Source organism: Gordonia sp. SCSIO 19800 (assembly GCF_018132775.1).
GTDB lineage: Bacteria > Actinomycetota > Actinomycetes > Mycobacteriales > Mycobacteriaceae > Gordonia > Gordonia hongkongensis.
In genome coordinates this window covers 262,695-282,125 of sequence record NZ_JAGRQM010000002.1, presented here as the reverse complement: position 1 = coordinate 282,125, position 19,431 = coordinate 262,695, and the positions used below count along the sequence as shown (strand labels likewise).

General features: G+C 68.3%; 17 protein-coding genes. 13 read left to right on the top strand and 4 right to left on the bottom strand.

Annotation, left to right across the window (positions count from 1 at the left end; genetic code table 11):
• The 4 genes from rpsE to rpsH are packed head-to-tail and all read right to left on the bottom strand — an operon-like array spanning position 1 to position 2,053.
• Positions 1-648, bottom strand: coding sequence for a 30S ribosomal protein S5 (rpsE, locus tag KB201_RS03535; RefSeq protein ID WP_058251977.1), 648 nt, complete (start codon positions 646-648; stop codon positions 1-3).
• 46 nt (positions 649-694) lie between these two features.
• Entirely contained in the window at positions 695-1,099 is a 405-nt protein-coding gene (gene rplR, locus KB201_RS03530; protein ID WP_058251978.1) for a 50S ribosomal protein L18, read from the bottom strand.
• A gap of 3 nt (positions 1,100-1,102) precedes the next feature.
• Entirely contained in the window at positions 1,103-1,639 is a 537-nt protein-coding gene (rplF, locus tag KB201_RS03525) for a 50S ribosomal protein L6 (protein ID WP_058251979.1), read from the bottom strand.
• 15 nt (positions 1,640-1,654) lie between these two features.
• Positions 1,655-2,053 carry a 30S ribosomal protein S8 gene (rpsH, locus tag KB201_RS03520; RefSeq protein WP_004023571.1) on the bottom strand — a complete coding sequence of 133 codons (399 nt, stop codon included), beginning with the start codon at positions 2,051-2,053 and terminating at the stop codon, positions 1,655-1,657.
• A 273-nt stretch (positions 2,054-2,326) separates the two neighbouring features.
• Here rpsH and KB201_RS03515 point away from each other — a divergent pair, with 273 nt between their 5' ends.
• The 13 genes from KB201_RS03515 to KB201_RS03455 all read left to right on the top strand — a co-directional run bounded on the left by KB201_RS03515 (position 2,327) and on the right by KB201_RS03455 (position 19,388).
• Positions 2,327-3,427, top strand: a complete 1,101-nt coding sequence (locus KB201_RS03515; protein ID WP_211538366.1) for a sorbosone dehydrogenase family protein — start codon at positions 2,327-2,329, stop codon at positions 3,425-3,427.
• Positions 3,428-3,711: 284 nt separating this feature from the next.
• Entirely contained in the window at positions 3,712-4,053 is a 342-nt protein-coding gene (locus KB201_RS03510) for a LuxR family transcriptional regulator (protein ID WP_211538365.1), read from the top strand.
• 124 nt (positions 4,054-4,177) lie between these two features.
• The gene (locus KB201_RS03505) at positions 4,178-7,921 is read left to right on the top strand and encodes a nitrate reductase subunit alpha (protein ID WP_211538364.1); all 3,744 of its coding nucleotides are present in this window, start codon (positions 4,178-4,180) and stop codon (positions 7,919-7,921) included.
• The gene (gene narH / locus KB201_RS03500; RefSeq protein WP_068969973.1) at positions 7,921-9,606 is read left to right on the top strand and encodes a nitrate reductase subunit beta; all 1,686 of its coding nucleotides are present in this window, start codon (positions 7,921-7,923) and stop codon (positions 9,604-9,606) included. Before KB201_RS03505 ends, narH begins: the two co-directional genes overlap by 1 nt.
• Positions 9,603-10,268, top strand: coding sequence for a nitrate reductase molybdenum cofactor assembly chaperone (gene narJ, locus KB201_RS03495; protein ID WP_165629733.1), 666 nt, complete (start codon positions 9,603-9,605; stop codon positions 10,266-10,268). Before narH ends, narJ begins: the two co-directional genes overlap by 4 nt.
• A gap of 8 nt (positions 10,269-10,276) precedes the next feature.
• Complete coding sequence (narI, locus tag KB201_RS03490) at positions 10,277-11,026, top strand: respiratory nitrate reductase subunit gamma (protein ID WP_058251983.1); 750 nt, start codon at positions 10,277-10,279, stop codon at positions 11,024-11,026.
• Positions 11,023-12,231, top strand: coding sequence for a NarK/NasA family nitrate transporter (locus tag KB201_RS03485; RefSeq protein WP_211538363.1), 1,209 nt, complete (start codon positions 11,023-11,025; stop codon positions 12,229-12,231). Before narI ends, KB201_RS03485 begins: the two co-directional genes overlap by 4 nt.
• Positions 12,232-12,316: 85 nt before the next feature.
• Positions 12,317-12,928: a DUF4262 domain-containing protein gene (locus tag KB201_RS03480; protein WP_211538362.1), complete on the top strand. Its 612-nt coding sequence runs from the start codon at positions 12,317-12,319 to the stop codon at positions 12,926-12,928.
• A 138-nt stretch (positions 12,929-13,066) separates the two neighbouring features.
• The gene (locus tag KB201_RS03475) at positions 13,067-14,467 is read left to right on the top strand and encodes an O-antigen ligase (protein ID WP_211538361.1); all 1,401 of its coding nucleotides are present in this window, start codon (positions 13,067-13,069) and stop codon (positions 14,465-14,467) included.
• 32 nt (positions 14,468-14,499) lie between these two features.
• Positions 14,500-15,456: a glycosyltransferase family 1 protein gene (locus KB201_RS03470; protein ID WP_083229461.1), complete on the top strand. Its 957-nt coding sequence runs from the start codon at positions 14,500-14,502 to the stop codon at positions 15,454-15,456.
• Positions 15,446-17,140, top strand: coding sequence for a flippase (locus KB201_RS03465; RefSeq protein ID WP_211538360.1), 1,695 nt, complete (start codon positions 15,446-15,448; stop codon positions 17,138-17,140). Before KB201_RS03470 ends, KB201_RS03465 begins: the two co-directional genes overlap by 11 nt.
• Complete coding sequence (locus tag KB201_RS03460; protein ID WP_211538359.1) at positions 17,137-18,234, top strand: glycosyltransferase family 4 protein; 1,098 nt, start codon at positions 17,137-17,139, stop codon at positions 18,232-18,234. Before KB201_RS03465 ends, KB201_RS03460 begins: the two co-directional genes overlap by 4 nt.
• 62 nt (positions 18,235-18,296) lie before the next feature.
• Positions 18,297-19,388 (top strand): cellulase family glycosylhydrolase, encoded by a 1,092-nt coding sequence (locus tag KB201_RS03455; protein WP_211538358.1) that lies wholly within the window; start codon positions 18,297-18,299, stop codon positions 19,386-19,388.
• Positions 19,389-19,431 lie beyond the last annotated feature (43 nt).

Sequence of the window (19,431 nt, the reverse complement as noted above, 5' to 3'; positions counted from 1 at the left end):
TCAGACCCCCTGTCCTGCGCGAGCGCGGAGCATACCGGCCGGAGCGACATCCTCGATCGGCAGACCGCGGCGGGCCGCGACCTCTTCGGGACGCTGCAGCATCTTGAGTGCCGCGACGGTGGCGTGCACGACGTTGATGGCGTTGTCCGAGCCGAGGCTCTTGGCGAGGACGTCGTGGACGCCCGCGCACTCGAGCACGGCACGCACCGCGCCACCGGCGATCACACCGGTACCGGGGCTGGCCGGGCGGAGCATGACGACACCGGCGGCGGCCTCACCCTGGACCGGGTGGGTCACGGTGCCGGCGATCAGGGGCACGCGGAAGAAGTTCTTGCGAGCTTCCTCGACACCCTTCTGGATCGCGGCCGGGACTTCCTTGGCCTTGCCGTAGCCGACGCCGACCATGCCCTGGCCGTCGCCGACGACCACGAGAGCGGTGAACGAGAAACGACGTCCACCCTTGACCACCTTCGAGACGCGGTTGATGGTCACCACGCGCTCGAGCTGGTTGCGGTCCTGGTCGCGGCCGCCACGATCGCGACGGTCGCCGCGGCCACCGCCGCGACGGTCGTTGCCGCCGCCCTGGTTGTTCTGGTTGTTGTCGTTACCGGCGGGTCCGTTTCCGCCGTCACGCTGACGTCCGGGCATCAGAGGTTTCCTCCGGTCATGTGGGTGTAGCTGTTCGAGATGGTCATCAGAAGCTCAGGCCTCCCTCGCGGGCGGCGTCGGCGAGCGCGGCGATCCGGCCGTGGTAGTCCTTGCCGCCACGGTCGAACACGACGGCGTCGACGCCGGCAGCCTTGGCGCGGGCGGCGATGAGCTCGCCGACCTTGCGGGCCTGCGCGGACTTGTCGCCGCCGGCCGCACGCACATCGGCCTCGATCGTCGATGCCGCGGCCAGCGTCTTGCCGGCCAGGTCGTCGATCAACTGGACGTGGATGTGGCGCGAGCTGCGCTTGACCGCGAGACGCGGACGGGCCGGGGTTCCGCTGACCTTCTTGCGGAGGCGGAAGTGACGGTTGCCGGTCGCCTTGCGACGACGCGTCGAGACGTCCTTGCCGATCGGCTTGCGCACTGTCTTGGTAGCTGAATCACTCATGGCTTACTTACCCGTCTTTCCGACCTTGCGACGGATCTGCTCACCCTCGTAGCGAATGCCCTTGCCCTTGTAGGGGTCCGGACGACGCAGGCGGCGGATGACCGCCGAGATCTCGCCGACTTGCTGCTTGTCGATACCCGAGACCGAGAACTTCGTCGGGGACTCCACGGCGAACGTGATGCCCGCCGGGGCCTCGATCGGCACGGGATGGCTGTAACCGAGCGCGAACTCGAGGTCGCTGCCCTTGGCCTGCACGCGGTAACCGACACCGAAGATCTCCATCTTCTTGGTGTAGCCCTGCGTGACGCCCACGACGAGGTTGTTCACGAGCGAACGGCTCAGGCCGTGCAGCGCGCGGCTGCGCCGCTCGTCGTTGGGGCGGGTCACGACGATGGAGTTGTCCTCCTTGGCGACCGAGATGGGCTCGGAGACGGTGAGCGAGAGCTCACCCTTGGGGCCCTTCACGGTGACGTTCTGGCCGTCGATGGTGACGTCCACGCCCGCGGGGATCTCGATGGGGTTCTTTCCGATACGCGACATGTGTTGTTACCTCCCCTACCAGACGTAGGCGAGGACTTCGCCGCCCACGCCCTGGTTGGCTGCCTGGCGATCGGTGAGCAGGCCCGACGACGTGGAGATGATGGCCACGCCGAGGCCGCCCAGAACCTTGGGCAGGTTGGTGGACTTTGCATAGACCCGGAGGCCGGGCTTGGAGACGCGGCGCAGACCGGCGATGGAGCGCTCGCGACTCGGGCCGTACTTCAGGGAGACGACGAGGTTCTTCCCGACCTCCGCGTCTTCGGTGCGGTAGTCGGTGATGTAGCCCTCGCGCTTGAGGATCTCGGCGATGTTCACCTTGATCTTCGACGAGGGCAGTGTCACCTCGTCGTGGTACGCCGAGTTGGCGTTACGCAGACGCGTCAAGAAGTCTGCGATCGGGTCAGTCATGGTCATGGGTGACCGTCAACCTTTCTCGTAGCGGTTCCCATACAGCGCCGGTGGCCGGAAAAATCCCGGCGACCTGCGGTGGGCCTTCCACGAAGTGGATAGTTGTTTGGAGAAGGTTCTCGCCGCCGATGCCCTTGGCTTTTCGCCGGCACCGGAGACTATTCAGTTGTGTCCCGGACACCTGAGGTGCACAGGCAACCGGTCTAGTGTAGGGAATCCGCAGCGTAGACCCAAATCGGCACCGGTCGGCAGTGGCGATCATCAGGCACCATCGAGGGTATGGATCGACGCAAACTCCTCAAAACGGGCCTGCTCGGGGCCGGGCTGCTCGGCATCACCGGTACGTCGCTGGTGACCGGGTGCGCCACCGACGATCCGCCGACGCGGGATCGATCCGGCTCGGGTCCGACGGGCACGTCCGCGGACGCCGCGTCGGTCGAGACCGTCGCATCCGGGCTGAACGTGCCGTGGGCGCTGGCCTCCCTCGGTGACGGCGATGCCCTCGTCACCCAGCGCGACGACGCCACGGTCGTGCGGGTGTCCCCTGGGGGCGAGGTCCGGACCGTCGGCGAGTTCGCTGACGCCGCTCCGCGCGGCGAAGGCGGGTTGCAGGGCATCGCGGTGGCGCCGGGCGACGAGAGCGCAGTGTTCGTCTACTACACGACCGCCACCGACAACCGGCTGGTGCGCCTGGACTTCGACGGCGACCGGCTCACCCGTCCCCGACCGCTGATCACCGGACTCGACGCGGCCTACAACCATCACGGCGGCGCCCTCGCCTTCGGTTCGGACGGAAGCCTGTTCGTCTCGGTCGGCGATGCCGCGGTACCCGAGGTCGCCCAGGACGTCCGCGCACTAAACGGCAAGATCCTGCGGGTGGACCGGGATGGCCGTCCGTGGCCGGGCAACCCGTTCGGCAACGAGGTCCACTCGTACGGGCACCGCAACGTCGAGGGCCTGGCCTTCGACGGCGCAGGCCGGCTGTGGGCCAGTGAGTTCGGACAGAACCGTCGTGACGAGCTCAATCTGATCCGACCGGGTGGCAACTACGGGTGGCCGGAGGTCGAAGGCGATTCCGATGATCCGCGATTCGTCGCGCCGGCCGCCACCTGGACCACGCAGGAGGCGTCCCCGGCCGGGCTGGCGATCATCGGCGACCGCGCCTACATGGCCGCGCTCCGCGGCCGGCGGCTGTGGGAGATACCGCTCACGGAGTCGGCCGCCGGCGAGCCGGTGAGCAGGTACGCCGACGAGTTCGGCCGGCTGCGCGTCGTGGCCGCCGCGCCCGACGGCTCACTGTGGTTCGGCACGAGCAACACCGACGGACGCGGCCGGCCGGCCGACGGCGACGATCGTCTGCTCCGGATGCGGCTCGGCTGACCCCAGTTCGGCGCGCGGACCCGAAGCCATCCGACGGGCGCCGATCGGTTCTGTCCGGAATCGACAGTTCGATTCTCAAACCATTTCGCGGAACCATTTTCCGAAATCGTCTCATCGCCCGACTCTCATGGGTGCGAGCCCGTCATCACAGGGTGTTTTCGCAACGATTGTGTGGCCTGTTCCAGGCGGCAGGATCACCGCGTCGGTCGACAGCGGAACAACGAACTGGCCTCGATCCGCCGAACATCACCTCGTCGCCGCGCCGCGATGTCATGGTGGAACACGTGGATTCGACTCATCTGCCCGAGCTCGTCGACGAGCTCCTGTCCTCGGCCCGCGAAGCGTCGAGCCGACGGGCCTCTCATACGTTGCACGGCAAATCTTCTCGCCATCTTCGACAAACGGTGATCGCACTGGTCGCGGGCGCGGCACTGTCGGATCACGACAGTCCCACCGAGGCCACGCTGCAGGTCCTGCGCGGGCATGTCGTCCTGACCTCGGCGGACGGCGACCCGGCCGGCCGGTGGGAGGGCGCCACCGGCGACCTGGTGACCATTCCGTCGACGCGTCACGGCCTGACCGCACAAGAGGACTCGGCGATCCTGTTGACGGTTGCCACGCGTTGACCTAAGCGACCGAATTGTTTCCCGAATGACCGACGGGTGTATTTCCCACAAACGTTTTCGGCATATCTGATCGACTTTGCGATTCGGGAAGAAACAATTGCCGACCCTCCGTATGGTGTCGCTCATGGCCCGGTCAGAAGATGTACAGGGTTCTGCAGCCACCGCACTGTTGGACATCGGCAGGTTCTTCACCCGATGGGACGAGACCGACGATCGTCGTGTCGTCTTCCGGGACGGCGGTCGGGCGGGCGACGTCTTCTACCGGGATCGATGGAGCCACGACAAGATCGTGCGCTCGACACACGGCGTGAACTGCACGGGCTCCTGCTCGTGGAAGGTCTACGTCAAAGACGGGATCATCACCTGGGAGACCCAGGAGACCGACTACCCCTCGGTGGGCCCGGACCGGCCCGAGTACGAACCCCGCGGATGCCCGCGGGGCGCGGCCTTCTCCTGGTACACCTACTCCCCCACCCGGGTCCGACACCCGTACGCCCGGGGCGTGCTGGTGGAGATGTTCCGCGAGGCGAAGCGCCGGCTGGGCGATCCCGTGCTGGCGTGGGCCGACGTCGTCGGAGACCCGCTGCGCCGACGCTCCTACCAGCGCGCACGGGGCAAGGGCGGGCTCGTTCGCGTCTCCTGGGACGAGGCCGTCGAGATGGCCGCGGCAGCGCACGTCCACACGATCAAGGCCCACGGCCCGGACCGGTGCGCGGGTTTCTCCCCGATCCCGGCCATGTCGATGGTCAGCCACTGCGTCGGCACCCGGTTCATCCAGCTGATCGGCGGGGTGATGACCTCGTTCTACGATTGGTATGCCGATCTGCCGGTGGCCAGTCCCCAGGTGTTCGGCGACCAGACCGACGTCCCGGAGTCCGGGGACTGGTGGGACGCGACGTACCTGATGATGTGGGGTTCCAACGTCCCGGTGACGCGGACCCCGGACGCGCACTGGATGGCCGAGGTGCGCTACCGCGGCACCAAGGTGGTCTCGGTCAGCCCCGACTACGCCGACAACACCAAGTTCGCCGACGAATGGCTGCCCGCGCAGGCCGGCACCGACGGGGCGCTCGCGATGGCGATGGGACACGTCATCCTCACCGAGTTCTTCGTCCGGCGCTCGACCGGGTTCTTCGACGACTACGTGCGCCGCTACACCGACCTGCCGTTCCTGATCCACTTGGACGAGGAACCGGGCGGGCCGGACGGTGACTCGACCGGCACCGACGTCCCCGGAAAACTCGTCCCTGGGAAGTTCGTGACCGCCGACGAGTTGCCCGGCGCGGAACATGTTGCCTCCGAGGACGTCTGGAAGACGGTGTGCTGGGACGAGGCACGCGATGAGCCGGTGGTGCCCAACGGCTCGATGGGGTTCCGGTACGCCGACTCCGGTGCGGGGCGATGGAATCTCGATCTCGGTGGCGCGCAACCCGCGCTGACACTCATGAGCGATGCGGCCGAATTCGTCGAAGTCGCGTTCCCGGTCTTCGACGCCCCCGACGGCAGCGGCGCCGTGGTCCGCCGAGGTGTCCCCGCGCGGCGGATCGGGGGACGGCTCGTCACGACCGTCTTCGATCTGATGCTCGCGCAGTACGGCGTCACCCGGGACGGGCTCCCCGGCGAGTGGCCCACCGGTTACGACGACACATCGGCGCCGTACACACCGGCGTGGCAGGCCGAGATCACCGGCGTGCCGGCCGCGGCGGCGATTCGCGTCGCGCGCGAATTCGCCGCCAACGCCGAGGAATCCGGCGGCCGCTCGATGATCATCATGGGCGCCGGGATCTGCCAGTGGTTCCACGGCGACGCGACCTATCGGGCGATCCTGTCCCTGCTCATCCTCACCGGATGCATGGGCCGCAACGGCGGCGGTTGGGCGCACTACGTCGGGCAGGAGAAGTGTCGTCCGATCACGGGCTGGATCTCGCTGGCGAACGCGCTGGACTGGACGCGCCCGCCGCGGACCATGACCGGGACCTCGTACTGGTACATGCACACCGGGCAATGGCGCAACGACGGGTACTCGACATCCTCACTCGCATCTCCGCTGTCGCGCGGCACGATGGACCACGAGCACACCGCCGACGCCATCGCCCAGTCGGCGCGGCTCGGCTGGATGCCCTTCTATCCCCAATTCTCCACCAACCCTCTCGACGTCGCCGACGAGGCGACCGCCGCCGTGGATCGCGGTGACGCCGCCGATCCGGCGTCCTACGTCGCAGAGCGTCTGCAGAACGGCCAACTGACATCCGCCATCACCGATGTCGACGCACCCGAGAACTGGCCCCGGACACTCGTGCTGTGGCGATCCAACCTGCTCGGTTCCTCGGCGAAGGGCAACGAGTACTTCCTCCGGACCCTGCTCGGCACCCACCACAACGTGCTCGGCGCCGAGAAACCCGAGACCCCGAGGCCTGCCGAGATCCGTTGGCACGACGACATTCCGGAGGGGAAGCTCGACCTGCTGCTGTCGGCGGATTTCCGGATGACATCGACCACGCTGCTGTCGGACATCGTCCTGCCTGCTGCGACCTGGTACGAGAAGCACGACCTGTCCTCGACGGACATGCACCCGTTCGTCCACGCGTTCACACCGGCGATCGACCCGCCGTGGGAGGCGAAGTCCGACTTCGACCTGTTCCACCGGCTCGCACGCAAGCTGTCGGACCTGGCACGCACCCACCTCGGTACACGGCGCGATCTCGTCAGCGTCCCTCTGCAGCACGACACCCCCGGCGAGGTTGCACAACCGCACGGCCGGATTCTGGACTGGCGACACGACGGCGTTGTCGGACAGCCAGGCCGGAACATGCCCAACTTCACCGTGGTGGAACGGGATTACACCGCGATCGCGGACAAGCTGGCGTCCATCGGACCGCTCGCGGACACCCTCGGCTTCACCGTCAAGAACGTGACCTACCCGCTCGAGGAACAAACACGCACACTCGCCGAATCCAACGGCGTGATGCTCGGCGGCGCCGGCGACGGACGACCGGCCATCGACACCGACGAGAAACTCGCCGAGGCGATCCTGACGTTGTCGGGCACCACGAACGGCGAACTCGCGGTGGCCGGCTTCGAACAGCTGCAGCAACGCGTCGGCTTCCGCCTCGACGACCTCGCGCGCGGTTCGGAGGAGAAGCGCATCCGCTTCGCCGACACCCAGAAGGCACCCGTGCCGGTGATCACGTCGCCGGAGTGGTCCGGGTCGGAGACCGGCGGCCGCCGGTACGCACCGTTCACGGTGAACATCGAGCGGCTCAAGCCGTTTCACACGCTCACCGGACGGATGCACTTCTATCTGGACCACGACTGGATGATCGACATGGGCGAGTCGCTCCCGATCTACCGGCCGCCGCTGGACATGCACCGCCTGTTCGGCGAACCCAAGCTCGGACCCGACGGCGCCCGGGAGATCACGGTGCGGTACCTGACGCCACACTCGAAGTGGTCGATCCACTCCGAGTACCAGGACAACCTGTTCATGTTGTCGCTCTCCCGCGGCGGGCCGATCGCCTGGCTGAGTCCCCAGGACGCCGCCTCGATCGACGTCGCCGACAACGACTGGATCGAATGCACCAACGCCAACGGCGTTTTCGTGTGCCGTGCAATCGTCAGCCATCGCATGCCGGCCGGGGTCTGCTACGTCCACCACGCCCAGGAACGCACGATCGACGTCCCGAAGTCGGAGGCGACGGGCCGCCGGGGCGGCATCCACAACTCGCCGACGCGGCTGCTGGTGAAACCGACCCACCTCATCGGCGGTTACGCCCAGTTGTCCTACGCCTTCAACTATCTCGGACCGACCGGCAATCAACGCGACATGGTCTCGACCATCCGCAAACGCAGCCAGGAGGTGACGTACTGATGCGGGTCATGGCCCAGGTCGGGATGGTGATGAACCTCGACAAGTGCATCGGGTGCCACACCTGCTCGGTGACCTGCAAGCAGGCGTGGACCAATCGGTCCGGCACCGAGTACGTGTGGTTCAACAACGTCGAAACCCGTCCCGGACAGGGGTATCCGCGACGGTACGACGACCAGGAGACCTGGCAGGGCGGCTGGGTCCTCAACCGCAACGGCAGGCTGCGCCTGCGCGCCGGCGGCCGCGTGCGGAAGCTGTTGACCCTGTTCGCGAGTCCGGTCCAGCCGACCATCGAGGACTATTACGAACCCTGGACCTACGACTACCAGACCCTCATCGACGCCCCGCTCGGCGACGATTTCCCGGTCGCCCGTCCCAAGTCCCTGCTCACCGGCAAGGACACCAAGGTCACCTGGTCGGCGAACTGGGACGACAACCTCGGCGGTGCACCGGAACTCGCCGAGCGCGACCCCATCGTCGAAAAGCTCCGGCGCGAGTCCGAAGACGCGGTGAAGTTCGGCTTTGAGCAGACCTTCATGTTCTATCTGCCGCGGATCTGCGAACATTGCCTCAATCCGTCATGCATGGCGTCGTGCCCCTCCGGTGCGATCTACAAACGCAGCGAGGACGGCATCGTGCTCGTCGACCAGGACCGCTGCCGCGGCTGGCGGCAGTGCATCACGGGCTGCCCGTACAAGAAAATCTACTTCAACCACAAATCCGGCAAGGCCGAGAAATGCACGCTGTGTTACCCGCGCATCGAGGTCGGGCAGCCGACGGTGTGTTCCGAGACGTGCGTCGGCCGGCTTCGCTACCTGGGCATCTTCCTCTACGACGCCGACGCCGTGACTGCGGCCGCCTCGGTCCCCGATGATCGCGATCTGTATGAGGCGCAACTCGATCTAATGCTCGACCCCGAGGATCCGGCGGTGATCGCCGCCGCTCGACGCGACGGCATCCCGGACGACTGGCTCGAGGCCGCGCGCCGATCGCCGGTCTACGCGCTGGCGAAGAAGTACCGTGTCGCGCTCCCGCTGCACCCGGAATACCGCACGATGCCGATGGTCTGGTACGTCCCACCGCTGTCGCCGATCGTCGACCTGCTCGCCGAGCAGGGTCACGACGCCGAGGGCGCGGGAACACTGTTCGGCGCGATCGAGGCCCTTCGGATTCCGGTGGAGTACCTGGCCGAATTGTTCACCGCCGGTGACACGGTCGTCATCGACACGGTGCTGCGCCGCCTGGCCGCCATGCGCTCGTACATGCGCGACGTGACCCTGGGCCGTGAACCCGACGCCGGAATACCGGCCGCGGTGGGGATGACCGAGGAGGCGGTGTACGAGATGTACCGCCTGATGGCGATCGCGAAATATGAAGAGCGGTACGTGATCCCCACGGCTCATCTCGAACAGGCCGAGAAACTGGACGAGATGGGATGTTCGCTCGACTACGACGACGGACCCGGCATGTTCGACTCGTCGCCGTTCGGCGAGGCCAGCGGTCGTCCCGCGCCGGTGTCGGTGGAGACGTTCCATGCGCTGCGTCAGCGTCAGACCACTGACACGGCGGCCGGCGAGCACACGATGGCGGGCCGGACCAACCTGCTCAACTGGGACGGCAACGGGGCCCCGCCGGGCCTGTTCCCCGAACGCGTACCCGGATCGACTCCCGACGAGGAGGCACGATGAGGGGACCACGGTTGTTCGCACGTCGCTCGCGGGCGACCGACGAGGGCACCGTCATACGGTTGATCGCGTCCTGGTGCCTGAGCTATCCCGACGACGAGGTCCTCGGCCGCGTCGATCTGATGCGGGCCGCCCTCGCCGAGATGGATGACGCACAGACCCCACATCTGCTGCGGCAGATCACCGATCACCTCGCCGACGGCGATCCGGCAGCGCTGCGCCGCGAGTACATCGAGCTCTTCGATCTCTCGAAACGGCACACGCTCTACCTGTCGTACTGGTCCGACGGCGACACCCGGCGTCGGGGCGCGTCGCTGGGCGAGTTCAAGCAGGCCTACCGCGACAGTGGATTTCTCGTGGACCTGCGCGGTGAATTGCCCGACCATCTGCCGATCGTTCTCGAGTTCAGCGCGCGGGCCGATCCGGGCCGCGGCGTCGAGCTGCTCGAGAAGCACCGTGCAGCACTGGAATTGATCCGGTTCGCCCTGCTCGACGCGGAGTCGCCGTACGCCGGGGCGGTGGCGGCGGTGTGCGCCACCCTGCCCAGTCCCTCCCCACCCGACCGGGCCACGGCCATGGCGATGTGTGCACCCGCACCGACGGAGACCGTGGGACTGGAACCCTTCGATCCCCGCCTGCTTCCGATCAACCCGACCCGAGCGTGAGGTGACCCGTGGACATCTTCCTGTGGGGCGTGGTGCCCTACGCGACGCTCGGACTGCTCATCGGTGGAACCATCTGGCGCTATCGCTACGACAAGTTCGGGTGGACGACGCGGTCATCCGAGCTCTACGAGTCCCGCCTCCTGCGGATAGCGTCGCCGCTCTTCCACTACGGCGTGCTCGTGGTGATCATCGGCCACGCGATCGGATTGCTGATCCCGGAGTCGTGGACGGAGGCCATCGGCGTCTCGGAGACGCTGTACCACTGGGGTGCCGGGGGTTTCGGGATCCTGGCGGCAGTCGCCACCCTCGTCGGGGTCGCGATGCTGGTGTACCGCAGGCGGACCGTCGGCCCGGTGTTCATGGCCACCACGCGTAACGACAAGGCGATGTACCTGGTGCTGGTCACGGCGCTGGTGGCAGGCACCTACATCACGCTGATCGGCACGCTCGACCCGCACGCGCCCGGCGTGAACTACCGCGAGACCGTCTCGCCCTGGTTCCGTTCACTGTTCGTGTTGCAACCGGACGTCACGGCGATGGCGGCGGCGCCCTTGCGTTTCCACGTGCACATCCTGATCGGGATGCTCCTCTTCGCGATGGTCCCCTTCACCCGGCTGGTGCACATCTTCACCGCGCCGGTGCACTACCTCTTCCGTCCCTACATCGTGTACCGAAGCCGCGACCGACGTGTCGCGCCGGGTAACCAGCCCCATCGGCCGGGGTGGGCGCCCGTCGGAGTGAAGGACCGTGATCGATGAGCACCGACACCACGACGCCCGCCATCAGCTCGCGTGCGCAGACCACGAACCTCGCTCTCGCGACACTCGCGTTCACGATCAGCTTCTGGGCCTGGAACCTCATCGGTCCGCTCGGGGTCGTCTACACCGACCAACTCGACCTGAGCGCCACCCAGAAGTCGATCCTCGTCGCCATCCCGATCCTGGTCGGCTCGCTCGGGCGAATCCTGACCGGCGCACTGACCGACCGCTTCGGCGGCCGCCTCATGTTCACCGTTCTGCTGGTCGCCACCATTCCGTTCGTCCTGCTGGTCGCCGCCGCCGGACATTTCGACAGCTACGCGTTGCTGCTCGTCGCCGGCTTCTTCCTCGGCGTCGGCGGGACGACGTTCGCCGTGGGCATCCCCTTCGTGAACGCCTGGTACGACAAGTCCCGGCGCGGGTTCGCGACCGGCGTCTTCGGAGCCGGGATGGGCGGAACGGCGTTGTCGGCCTTCTTCACCCCCCGGTTCGTGTCGTGGTTCGGATACATCGCGACGCACATCATCATCGCCGTCGCGCTCGCGGTGGTCGCCGTGGTCTGTTGGTTGTTCATGCGCGACTCACCCAGGTGGGCCGCGTCCCACGACTCGGTGGTCCCCAAACTGATCGGTGCGGCCAAACTGCCGATCACCTGGCAGCTCGGTTTTCTCTACGCTGCGGCGTTCGGCGGCTTCGTCGCCTTCAGCACCTACCTGCCGACCTACCTCAAAGACGTCTACGACTTCGACCTCCAGGCGGCCGGCACGCGCACCGCCGGTTTCGCGATCGCGGCCGTCATCGCCCGGCCCGTCGGCGGTGTCCTGTCCGATCGCTTCGGACCGCGCATCATCACCGTGATCTCCTGTGGCGGTGCCGCCGTGCTCGCCGTGTGGATGATCACCAAGCCGCCCCTCGAGATACCCGCCGGTCTCGACTTCGTCCTGATGGCGGTCTGCATGGGACTCGGTTCGGGGTCGGTCTTCAGCTGGGTCGCGCAGGCCGCGCCCGCCGAGCGGGTCGGTTCGGTCACCGGGATCGTGGGTGCCCTCGGCGGGCTCGGCGGCTTCTTCCCGCCCATGGTCATGGGGGCCACCTACGACGCGACCACCCACAGCTACACGATCGGGCTCGTGCTGCTGGTCGTCTTCGCCACGTGCGCGGCCCTGTTCACCGTGTTCGGCATCCGACGCACGGCGAACACCTGACGCCCACCTCCTCGGCTGCGGCGTCGGGAGAATTGTCGGGGCCTCGTGTTCTGATGTTCGCACCCGTCGAACAAAGGAGCGATCCATGTCAGACCACGCTGCCGCGATCCGAGGTCTGCCCCGGTGGCATCCCAATCCGCTCATCCGTTCCACCATCGAGACCATCCGGCGCTGCGGCTGGCAGGTGACCTCGGTCGGCGAGGCGGACGCCGAGTTCGACGCACCGCCTGCAGATGCTCGAACCGAGTGCGGGTTCTCCTACACCTCCGGACTCTCGCTGCACTCGATCCCGGAGCTCTCGATCTACGGCGTCGATCCCCTGACCGCGACACACGTGCTGAACGAACTGGGCGCCCTACTCCACCAGGAGGACTGGCGTGATCTCGTCGCCGCGCAGTCCGACATCCCGTTGCAGACGGTCGCCGTGACCGTCCGACTCATCGAGCAACTCGACCACGACGAGCTGCTCCTGGCGAACCTGTTGTTCCCCGACCACCCGAAACTGCAGGTGGTCTGGCCCGACGACCACGGCCACCTCCCGTGGGAAGACGGCTACACCCTGCTCCCGATGCACCAGCCGGTGAAGGGGATGCCGCAACTCCTGGATCCCCCGCGCCCGCAACCACGCCTTCTCACAACCGAATCCGGGCCCGACCGAACCCGCCCGCGACGGGCACGTCGCATCTCGGGTCACTGACCTGCGGCCGGCGGCCTCCCGGCGTGTCCGGGGCGACATGTGTCCGTGTTGCCCCGGACAAACGGAGCCCGGAGATGCCACCATGGTTGGTCTGGGGGCTCGAACAGACCACGGGGGCACGTGGAAAGGCAGGTCGGCGTGGCGCACCTCCCGGTCGTGGTCGCTGCACTCGTCGCCCTCGTCCTCGCGGTCGCCTTCGTCGCCGTCATCTACCGGCGTCCGCAACGCGGTCTCCTGGTCTTGGCCGCGCTCACCCCCCTCGACGGTCTCCTCGACATCGCCCCGTTGCCCGGCGTCGCCTCGGCGTGGAAGGAGGGCGTCCTCGCGCTCACGCTGATCTGCGCGGCCAATCGCCGGGTCCGGCCCGCCGACCGGACGGACCCGCCGTTGCAGCTGCCGTGGTGGCCGGCCGCGGCCGTGCTGGTCGCGTTCGGGGTCGTGTCGGCGCTCTACGTCTACGGCCCCATCGGGCTGTACGGCGTCAAGGTCACCTTCTTCTACCTCTTCGTGGTCCTCGCGCTCTGGCTGACGCCGTTCGACGCGCTCGACCGCGACCGACTGGTCTCGATCATCATGGCGCTCGGGGTGCTCACCACCCTCGTGGGCATCGGCCAGCAGCTCCTGGGTCCGGCGCGGCTGGTCGAACTCGGCTACACCTTCGGCGAGCAGGTGCGGACGAGCGGTCCGCTGTTCCGGACGTTCAGCACGTTCAATCAGCCTTTCGGTTTCGGACTCTTCGTCATGCTGGCCCTGCTCGTCGGCGGAGCAGTGGCGCTGTCGGACACCGCCCGCCGGCGCAACCGGTTGTTCCTCGTCTACTGGCCGGTCATGGCGATAACGATGTCCACGTCGGTGGTGCGGGCGGCGATCCTCGGCCTCATCGTCGGTGTGATCTGGCTAGCGGCCCTTCGCTTCCGCCGCCTCATCGCCCCGCTGCTCGCAGTCGGGGTCGTCGCCGTCATCTCGCTGCCGTTCCTGCCGTCGAACATCACCAAGGTGTTCTTCTCGTCGAGCAGCCTGAGTCAGCGCGGCTCCGGGTGGGGTGAGATCTTCGCGAGCATCTGGGTGCACCCGCTCGGGACCGGCCTGGCGTCGAGCGGATCGGCGGCCGACGCGATGTCGGCAGCCCAGGGCGACACGACGCGGACGATCACCGCCGGCGCCGGCGGTACCGTGCAGCAGTTGTCGAAGAACTACCAGCCGGACAACTACTACGTGAAGCTGCTCATCGAACTCGGGCCGATCGGGTTGTGGTTGTTCCTGGCCCTGATCGTGACCGCGATCATCTGGTGCGTGCAGTACTCGCGCCGGATGCCCGACCCGGATGGAGCCCTCGTCCTGGGTGTCAGTGCGTCCATGGTCGCGGCGATGGTGGCCTGCCTGGTCGCCACCTACTTCGAGATCTTCCCGCTCGACTTCTACTTCTGGTTACTGTTGGGAGCTGCTGGATGCGCGACGGCACAACACGAATCACGTACGGTGCGCTTGCACTTCGTCCCGGAGGCAGCGGCGTCCAGACCTACATCCGCGAACTCCTGAGGGCACTGCCCGGCCACGTCGACGGCACCGCCCTGTCCGCAGTCGTGCAGACCGACGCGGTCGGCGAACTGCCCCCGGCGATCACCCCGGTGGAGCGTCCCGTCGCCGACGGTGTCCGACGGGCGGTGTTCGGCGTACTCCCCACCCGCTCGGGCGGCGTGTTCCACGGTCTCGACGTCGACCTACCAGTCGCCGGCCCCGCCACCACGGTCGCGACCGTGCACGACCTGTCGGTGCTCGACATGCCGTCCGCGTCGAGCCGGTTTCGCGCCGCGGGCGAATCCGTACTCGTCCGCACGACCCTCCGTCGGGCCGACGTGCTGATCGCCGTCTCCGAGTTCACCGCCGAACGAATCCGCGAGACCTGCGGACGGGATGCCCACGTCACCGAACTCGCGCCCGCCGACTGGGCCCGCCCACCCGCGCCGGCCGATGTCGAACGGGTTCGGGCGAAATACGATCTGCCGGAACGCTTCGTGATGCAGATCGGCACCGTCGAACCCCGCAAGAACGTCGAACTCGTCGCGGCGGTCGCCCGGCGCCTCGACATTCCGTGCGTGCTCGGCGGCGCGGGTTCGACGGGCCCGGGCGCCCCGTCGTCGGCGGTCGGGCTCGGTTACGTCGATGTCGGGGACCTGCCGGCGCTCTACGCCGCGGCGACCGTGACCGCCTACGCCTCGTTCTACGAGGGTTACGGCCTTCCGCCCGTCGAGGCGATGGCCTGTGGCGGTGCCGTCGTCGCGAGCGCGGTGGGCGCGCTTCCCCAGGTCGTGGGTGACGGCGCGACACTGGTGCACGGCCACGACGAGGACGACTGGGTCCGTGCCCTCGAACCCCTCGTGCGCGACGACTCGGCGCGCACCGAACTCGTCGCCGCCGGCACCTCGGTGGCGTCAGCCCTCAGCTGGGACACCACGGCCCGCCGGACGGTCGAGGCCTACCGGGCCGGCGGCATCGACATACCCGGTGCGGGGCGCCGTGAGCCCTGACGTCACCGGCCCGCTGCCGTCCGATGCGCTGGTGGATCAGCAGGCCGAAGCCGAGCTGCTGGCCCGCGCGACCGGTGCCGGGAGCGCAGCGGGCGGGCCGAACACCACCGGCGCCGGGAGCGCAGCGAGCGGGCCGAGAATCACCGGCGCCGGGAGCGTAGCGAGCGGGCCGAACACCACCGGCGCCGGGAGCGCAGCGAGCGGGCCGACGACTGCGCCGGCCGCCGAGCCCGGCGCGCACCCGGCCTCGGATGCGCGGGCCGCCACCCGTGCCACCATCGCGATGCTGACCAGTCGCGTGGTCATCGCCGCCCTCGGCTGGGCCGGGAGCGTCCTCATCGCGCGCACCCTGTCCCCGGAGGACTGGGGCACCTACTCCTTCGTGTTCGCGCTGCTCGGTCTGACCGCGATCTTCACCGACCTCGGGGTCGGCCGGGCGGTGATGGCCCGGCTCATCTCCGACGACCCCGACGACGTCGCGAAGACGTCCTCGGCGTTCATCGCCCTGCGGGTGGTGCTCGGCCTTCTCGGCTACCTGATCGCCGTCGCCTACGTGATCGTGCTGCAGTATCCCGGCGACGTGATCCGCGCGACCGCGATCGCCGGACTCGTCGTCGTGTTCGCCACGCCCGCACAGGCACTCACGGTCATCTTCCAGAGCCGGCACCGCCTCCTGCTCACCGCGATCGCCGAGAGCCTGGGCCAGGTTCTGCAGCTGGCGCTGACCATCGCCGCCGTGCTCGTAGCGCCGGCACTGCTGGTGTTCGTGCTCGCCCCGGTCGCGAACGAGATCCTGTCGCTGATCATCAAGGTCGTCGGGATCGCGCGCCGGTCGTCGGGACTGCGGCCGTCGCGGGTCGTCGAATGGTCGCGATGGAAACCGATGCTCTCCGATGCCCTTCCGCTCGCACTGGGCCTCGCCCTGACCATCGCGCTGCAGAAGGTCGACGTCCTGCTGCTGAGTCTGCTCGATTCGCTCGACGCGGTCGGCATCTACAGCATCGGGTACAAGTTCTCCGACATCATGGACACCTTCATCCTGGCCGCGATCGGACCCGTCAGCACCCTGCTGGTCGCCGCCTGGCCCGGCCAGTCGGCGGTCCTGCGCCAGCGGTGCCGGAGTGCGGCGGTGGTGTTCGCCGCGGGCGGTGCCGTGGCCGTGGCCGCCTTCTGGCCGAGCGCCGGCCCGATCATCGGACTCCTGTACGGCGACCGGTTCGTCGTCGGGGCCGACGCCGCGCGGTTGCTCGTTCTGGGCGCGGCGCTCACCGCCTTCATCGTGCTCGGCATCTTCCTGCTCGCGGCGACCGGTCGGGCGAATCGCTACCCGTGGATCGCGGTCGGCGGCCTGGCACTCAACGTGGTGCTCAACCTGATCCTGATCCCGCGGTACTCCTATGACGGGGCCGCCTTCTCCACCGTCATCACCTTCGCCCTCGCGGTGGTGGCACTGTGGGTCGTCATCGGTCGGACGCTGCCCATCACGGGTCTGCTCCCACTGGGCGCACTCACCACGTTGACCCTGTTGACGGTGGCGGCGTGCGCCATCGGGGTCTGGCTCGCGGATTCGATTCCCTGGCCGGTCGTCTCGGCCGGTACCGCACTGATCGTCGCCGGACCCGCGGTACTGCTCACCCGGGCGGTCACCACGCCGCCTGGACGACACACGAAGGTGGTCCGATGACCGATTCCGAGCACCCGTGCACGATCGTCTTCGTCGCGCACACCGGCCAGGTCTCCGGGGCGGAGAAGGTGATGCTCGATCTGATCGACGTCGCGCTCGAGCGCGGCCACCCGGTGCGGGTCGTCAGTCCCGACGGTCCCCTGGCCGGACGACTCCCGGCCCCGGTCGACCACGTGCCCATCCCGCCCCTCGGCCTGAGTGGCGAGCGCGGTGTCGCGCGCCTCGCGGGCGCCGGTCGCCTCGTGCTCGACTGGGTACGCGCCGGTCGCACCCTGCGCCGGGTGACACGTCGGTCCGACACCTCGACGATCGTCAACTCCTTGTTCGCACTCCCCGCCGCACGCGTCGCGCAACCGACGGGCCGCGTCTCCTGGCTCGTGCACGACACCCTCTCGTCGGGGCGGCAGCGCGCCGTCATCCGCGTCAGCGCACCCGTGATCCGGCGCGCCGTGGCGGTGTCGGAGGCGACGTCGGTCCCCCTCGCGGACCTCGGTCTGCCGGTCGTCGTGGCCCACAACGGAGTCACCTGGCCGGTCCCCGCCCTACCCACCCAACTCCACGACCCACCGGTCGTCGGGATGCTGGCACTGCTCACGCCCTGGAAGGGGCACGCCGTCGCGCTCGACGCGGTCGCCGGGTTGCCGGACGTCGAATTGGAGTTCGCCGGGGGCTCGTTTCCCGGGGACGCCGATCACGTTGCCGCACTGCATGCCCGGGCCGCCAGACCGGACCTCGCCGGGCGCGTCCGGTTCCTCGGCCACACCGATCTCCGCGCCGCCCTGGAGCGATGGGATGTCGTGCTCTCGGCGAGTGTGACGCCCGAGGCCGGACCGCTCTCGGTCCTCGAGGCGATGGCCTACGGCACACCGGTCATCGGCACGGATCACGGCGGCACCACCGAGTTCCTGCGGGACGGCGCCGGAGTCCTCGTCCCGCCGTCGGATCCCGCCGCGCTGACCGCGGCGATCAGCCGCGTCCTCGACGACGCCGACCTGCGCCGTTCGCTGACCGCGGAGGCGCGTCGTCGGATCGCGGACGGACACGACAAGTCGGCGACCCTACCGCGTATGCTCGACGAGTTGTTGTCCGGCTGAGGAGAAGTCCACCGTCGGCACCTGCCGCGCGCAACGCGCGTCTCGTCAGATAGGCACCATCCATGACACGGTCCCTGCACGGTCGGGCCACCCGGTCGGCCCTCGCGTACGTGTGCATCCTCGTCGCAACCCTCGCCGCCATCGTGTGGGTACGCAGCGACGCCCATTCGGCGCCGGCCGCATGCTCGCTCGCCGCCGGTGACCACAAGGTCGCGGCGTCGCCGGGTGCCTCGTTGCTCGGTGCGTCCGATGAGGACCTCAATCGGGAGCTGTCGGTCGCCCAGGACCTCGGTATGTGGGCGGTGCGACTCGACGTGGACTGGTCGGTCGTCGAACCCCGGCGCGGACAACGGAACTGGGCGCCCATCGACCGGGTGGTCAACGCCGTGGTCGCCCACGGGATGTGTCCGCTGGGGCTGGTGACCTACACACCGCTGTGGGCGGCACGCGCGTCCGACTTCCCGCGCAACAGCCACTACCGGCCCGCCGACCCCAACGTCTTCGCATCCTTTGCCGCGGCCGCGGCGCAACGGTACGCCGAATCGATCGCGGTCTGGGAGATCTGGAACGAGCCCAACCTGGCGAACTACTGGCTGCCGAGGGCGAACTCGGCCGAGTACGGCCGCCTGCTCGCTGCGTCCTACGCGGCCGTCAAACGCGCGGTCCCCGGCGTCGCGGTGATCTCCGGAGGGCTCGCACCCGGCACCGACAACGGCCGCGACATCGCACCGCTGACCTTCGTGCGCACTCTGCATCAGGGCGGATTCAACCGCTCGCTGGACGCACTCGGCGTGCATCCCTACACCTATCCGGCTCTGCCCAACGACCCCGCCGCGGCATCGTGGAGCACCGCGGCACGGATGTGGGACATGCGCGACGTGATGGTCGCCGCGGGCGACGGCGACAAGAAGATCTGGATGACCGAGTTCGGCGCACCGACCGGAACCGGCACGAACGCCGTCACCGAGGAGGTCCAGGCACAGAGCATCGCGATAGCCATCGGCGCCCAGAGCGACGCGCCCTGGCTCGGACCGCTGTTCGTGTACTCGCTGCGAGACGCCGGCACCGACCCGAACAATCTCGAGCACAACTTCGGCCTGGTGCGCCGCGACTGGTCACCGAAGCAGGCGTACTCGATGCTCGCCTCGCGGTGACCTCCGAAATCGTTTCTCGCACACGCCACGCCCGCCGGTGCCG

Bases quoted from the DNA above. Each gene is read 5' to 3' on its own strand.
- narH (WP_068969973.1), top strand. From the start codon at position 7,921: ATGCGGGTCATGGCCCAGGTCGGGATGGTGATGAACCTCGACAAGTGC.
- KB201_RS03455 (WP_211538358.1), top strand. From the start codon at position 18,297: ATGACACGGTCCCTGCACGGTCGGGCCACCCGGTCGGCCCTCGCGTAC.
- narJ (WP_165629733.1), top strand. From the start codon at position 9,603: ATGAGGGGACCACGGTTGTTCGCACGTCGCTCGCGGGCGACCGACGAG.
- KB201_RS03485 (WP_211538363.1), top strand. From the start codon at position 11,023: ATGAGCACCGACACCACGACGCCCGCCATCAGCTCGCGTGCGCAGACC.
- KB201_RS03460 (WP_211538359.1), top strand. From the start codon at position 17,137: ATGACCGATTCCGAGCACCCGTGCACGATCGTCTTCGTCGCGCACACC.
- KB201_RS03505 (WP_211538364.1), top strand. From the start codon at position 4,178: ATGGCCCGGTCAGAAGATGTACAGGGTTCTGCAGCCACCGCACTGTTG.
- KB201_RS03515 (WP_211538366.1), top strand. From the start codon at position 2,327: ATGGATCGACGCAAACTCCTCAAAACGGGCCTGCTCGGGGCCGGGCTG.
- rplR (WP_058251978.1), bottom strand. From the start codon at position 1,099: ATGAGTGATTCAGCTACCAAGACAGTGCGCAAGCCGATCGGCAAGGAC.
- rplF (WP_058251979.1), bottom strand. From the start codon at position 1,639: ATGTCGCGTATCGGAAAGAACCCCATCGAGATCCCCGCGGGCGTGGAC.
- rpsE (WP_058251977.1), bottom strand. From the start codon at position 648: ATGCCCGGACGTCAGCGTGACGGCGGAAACGGACCCGCCGGTAACGAC.
- KB201_RS03480 (WP_211538362.1), top strand. From the start codon at position 12,317: ATGTCAGACCACGCTGCCGCGATCCGAGGTCTGCCCCGGTGGCATCCC.
- rpsH (WP_004023571.1), bottom strand. From the start codon at position 2,053: ATGACCATGACTGACCCGATCGCAGACTTCTTGACGCGTCTGCGTAAC.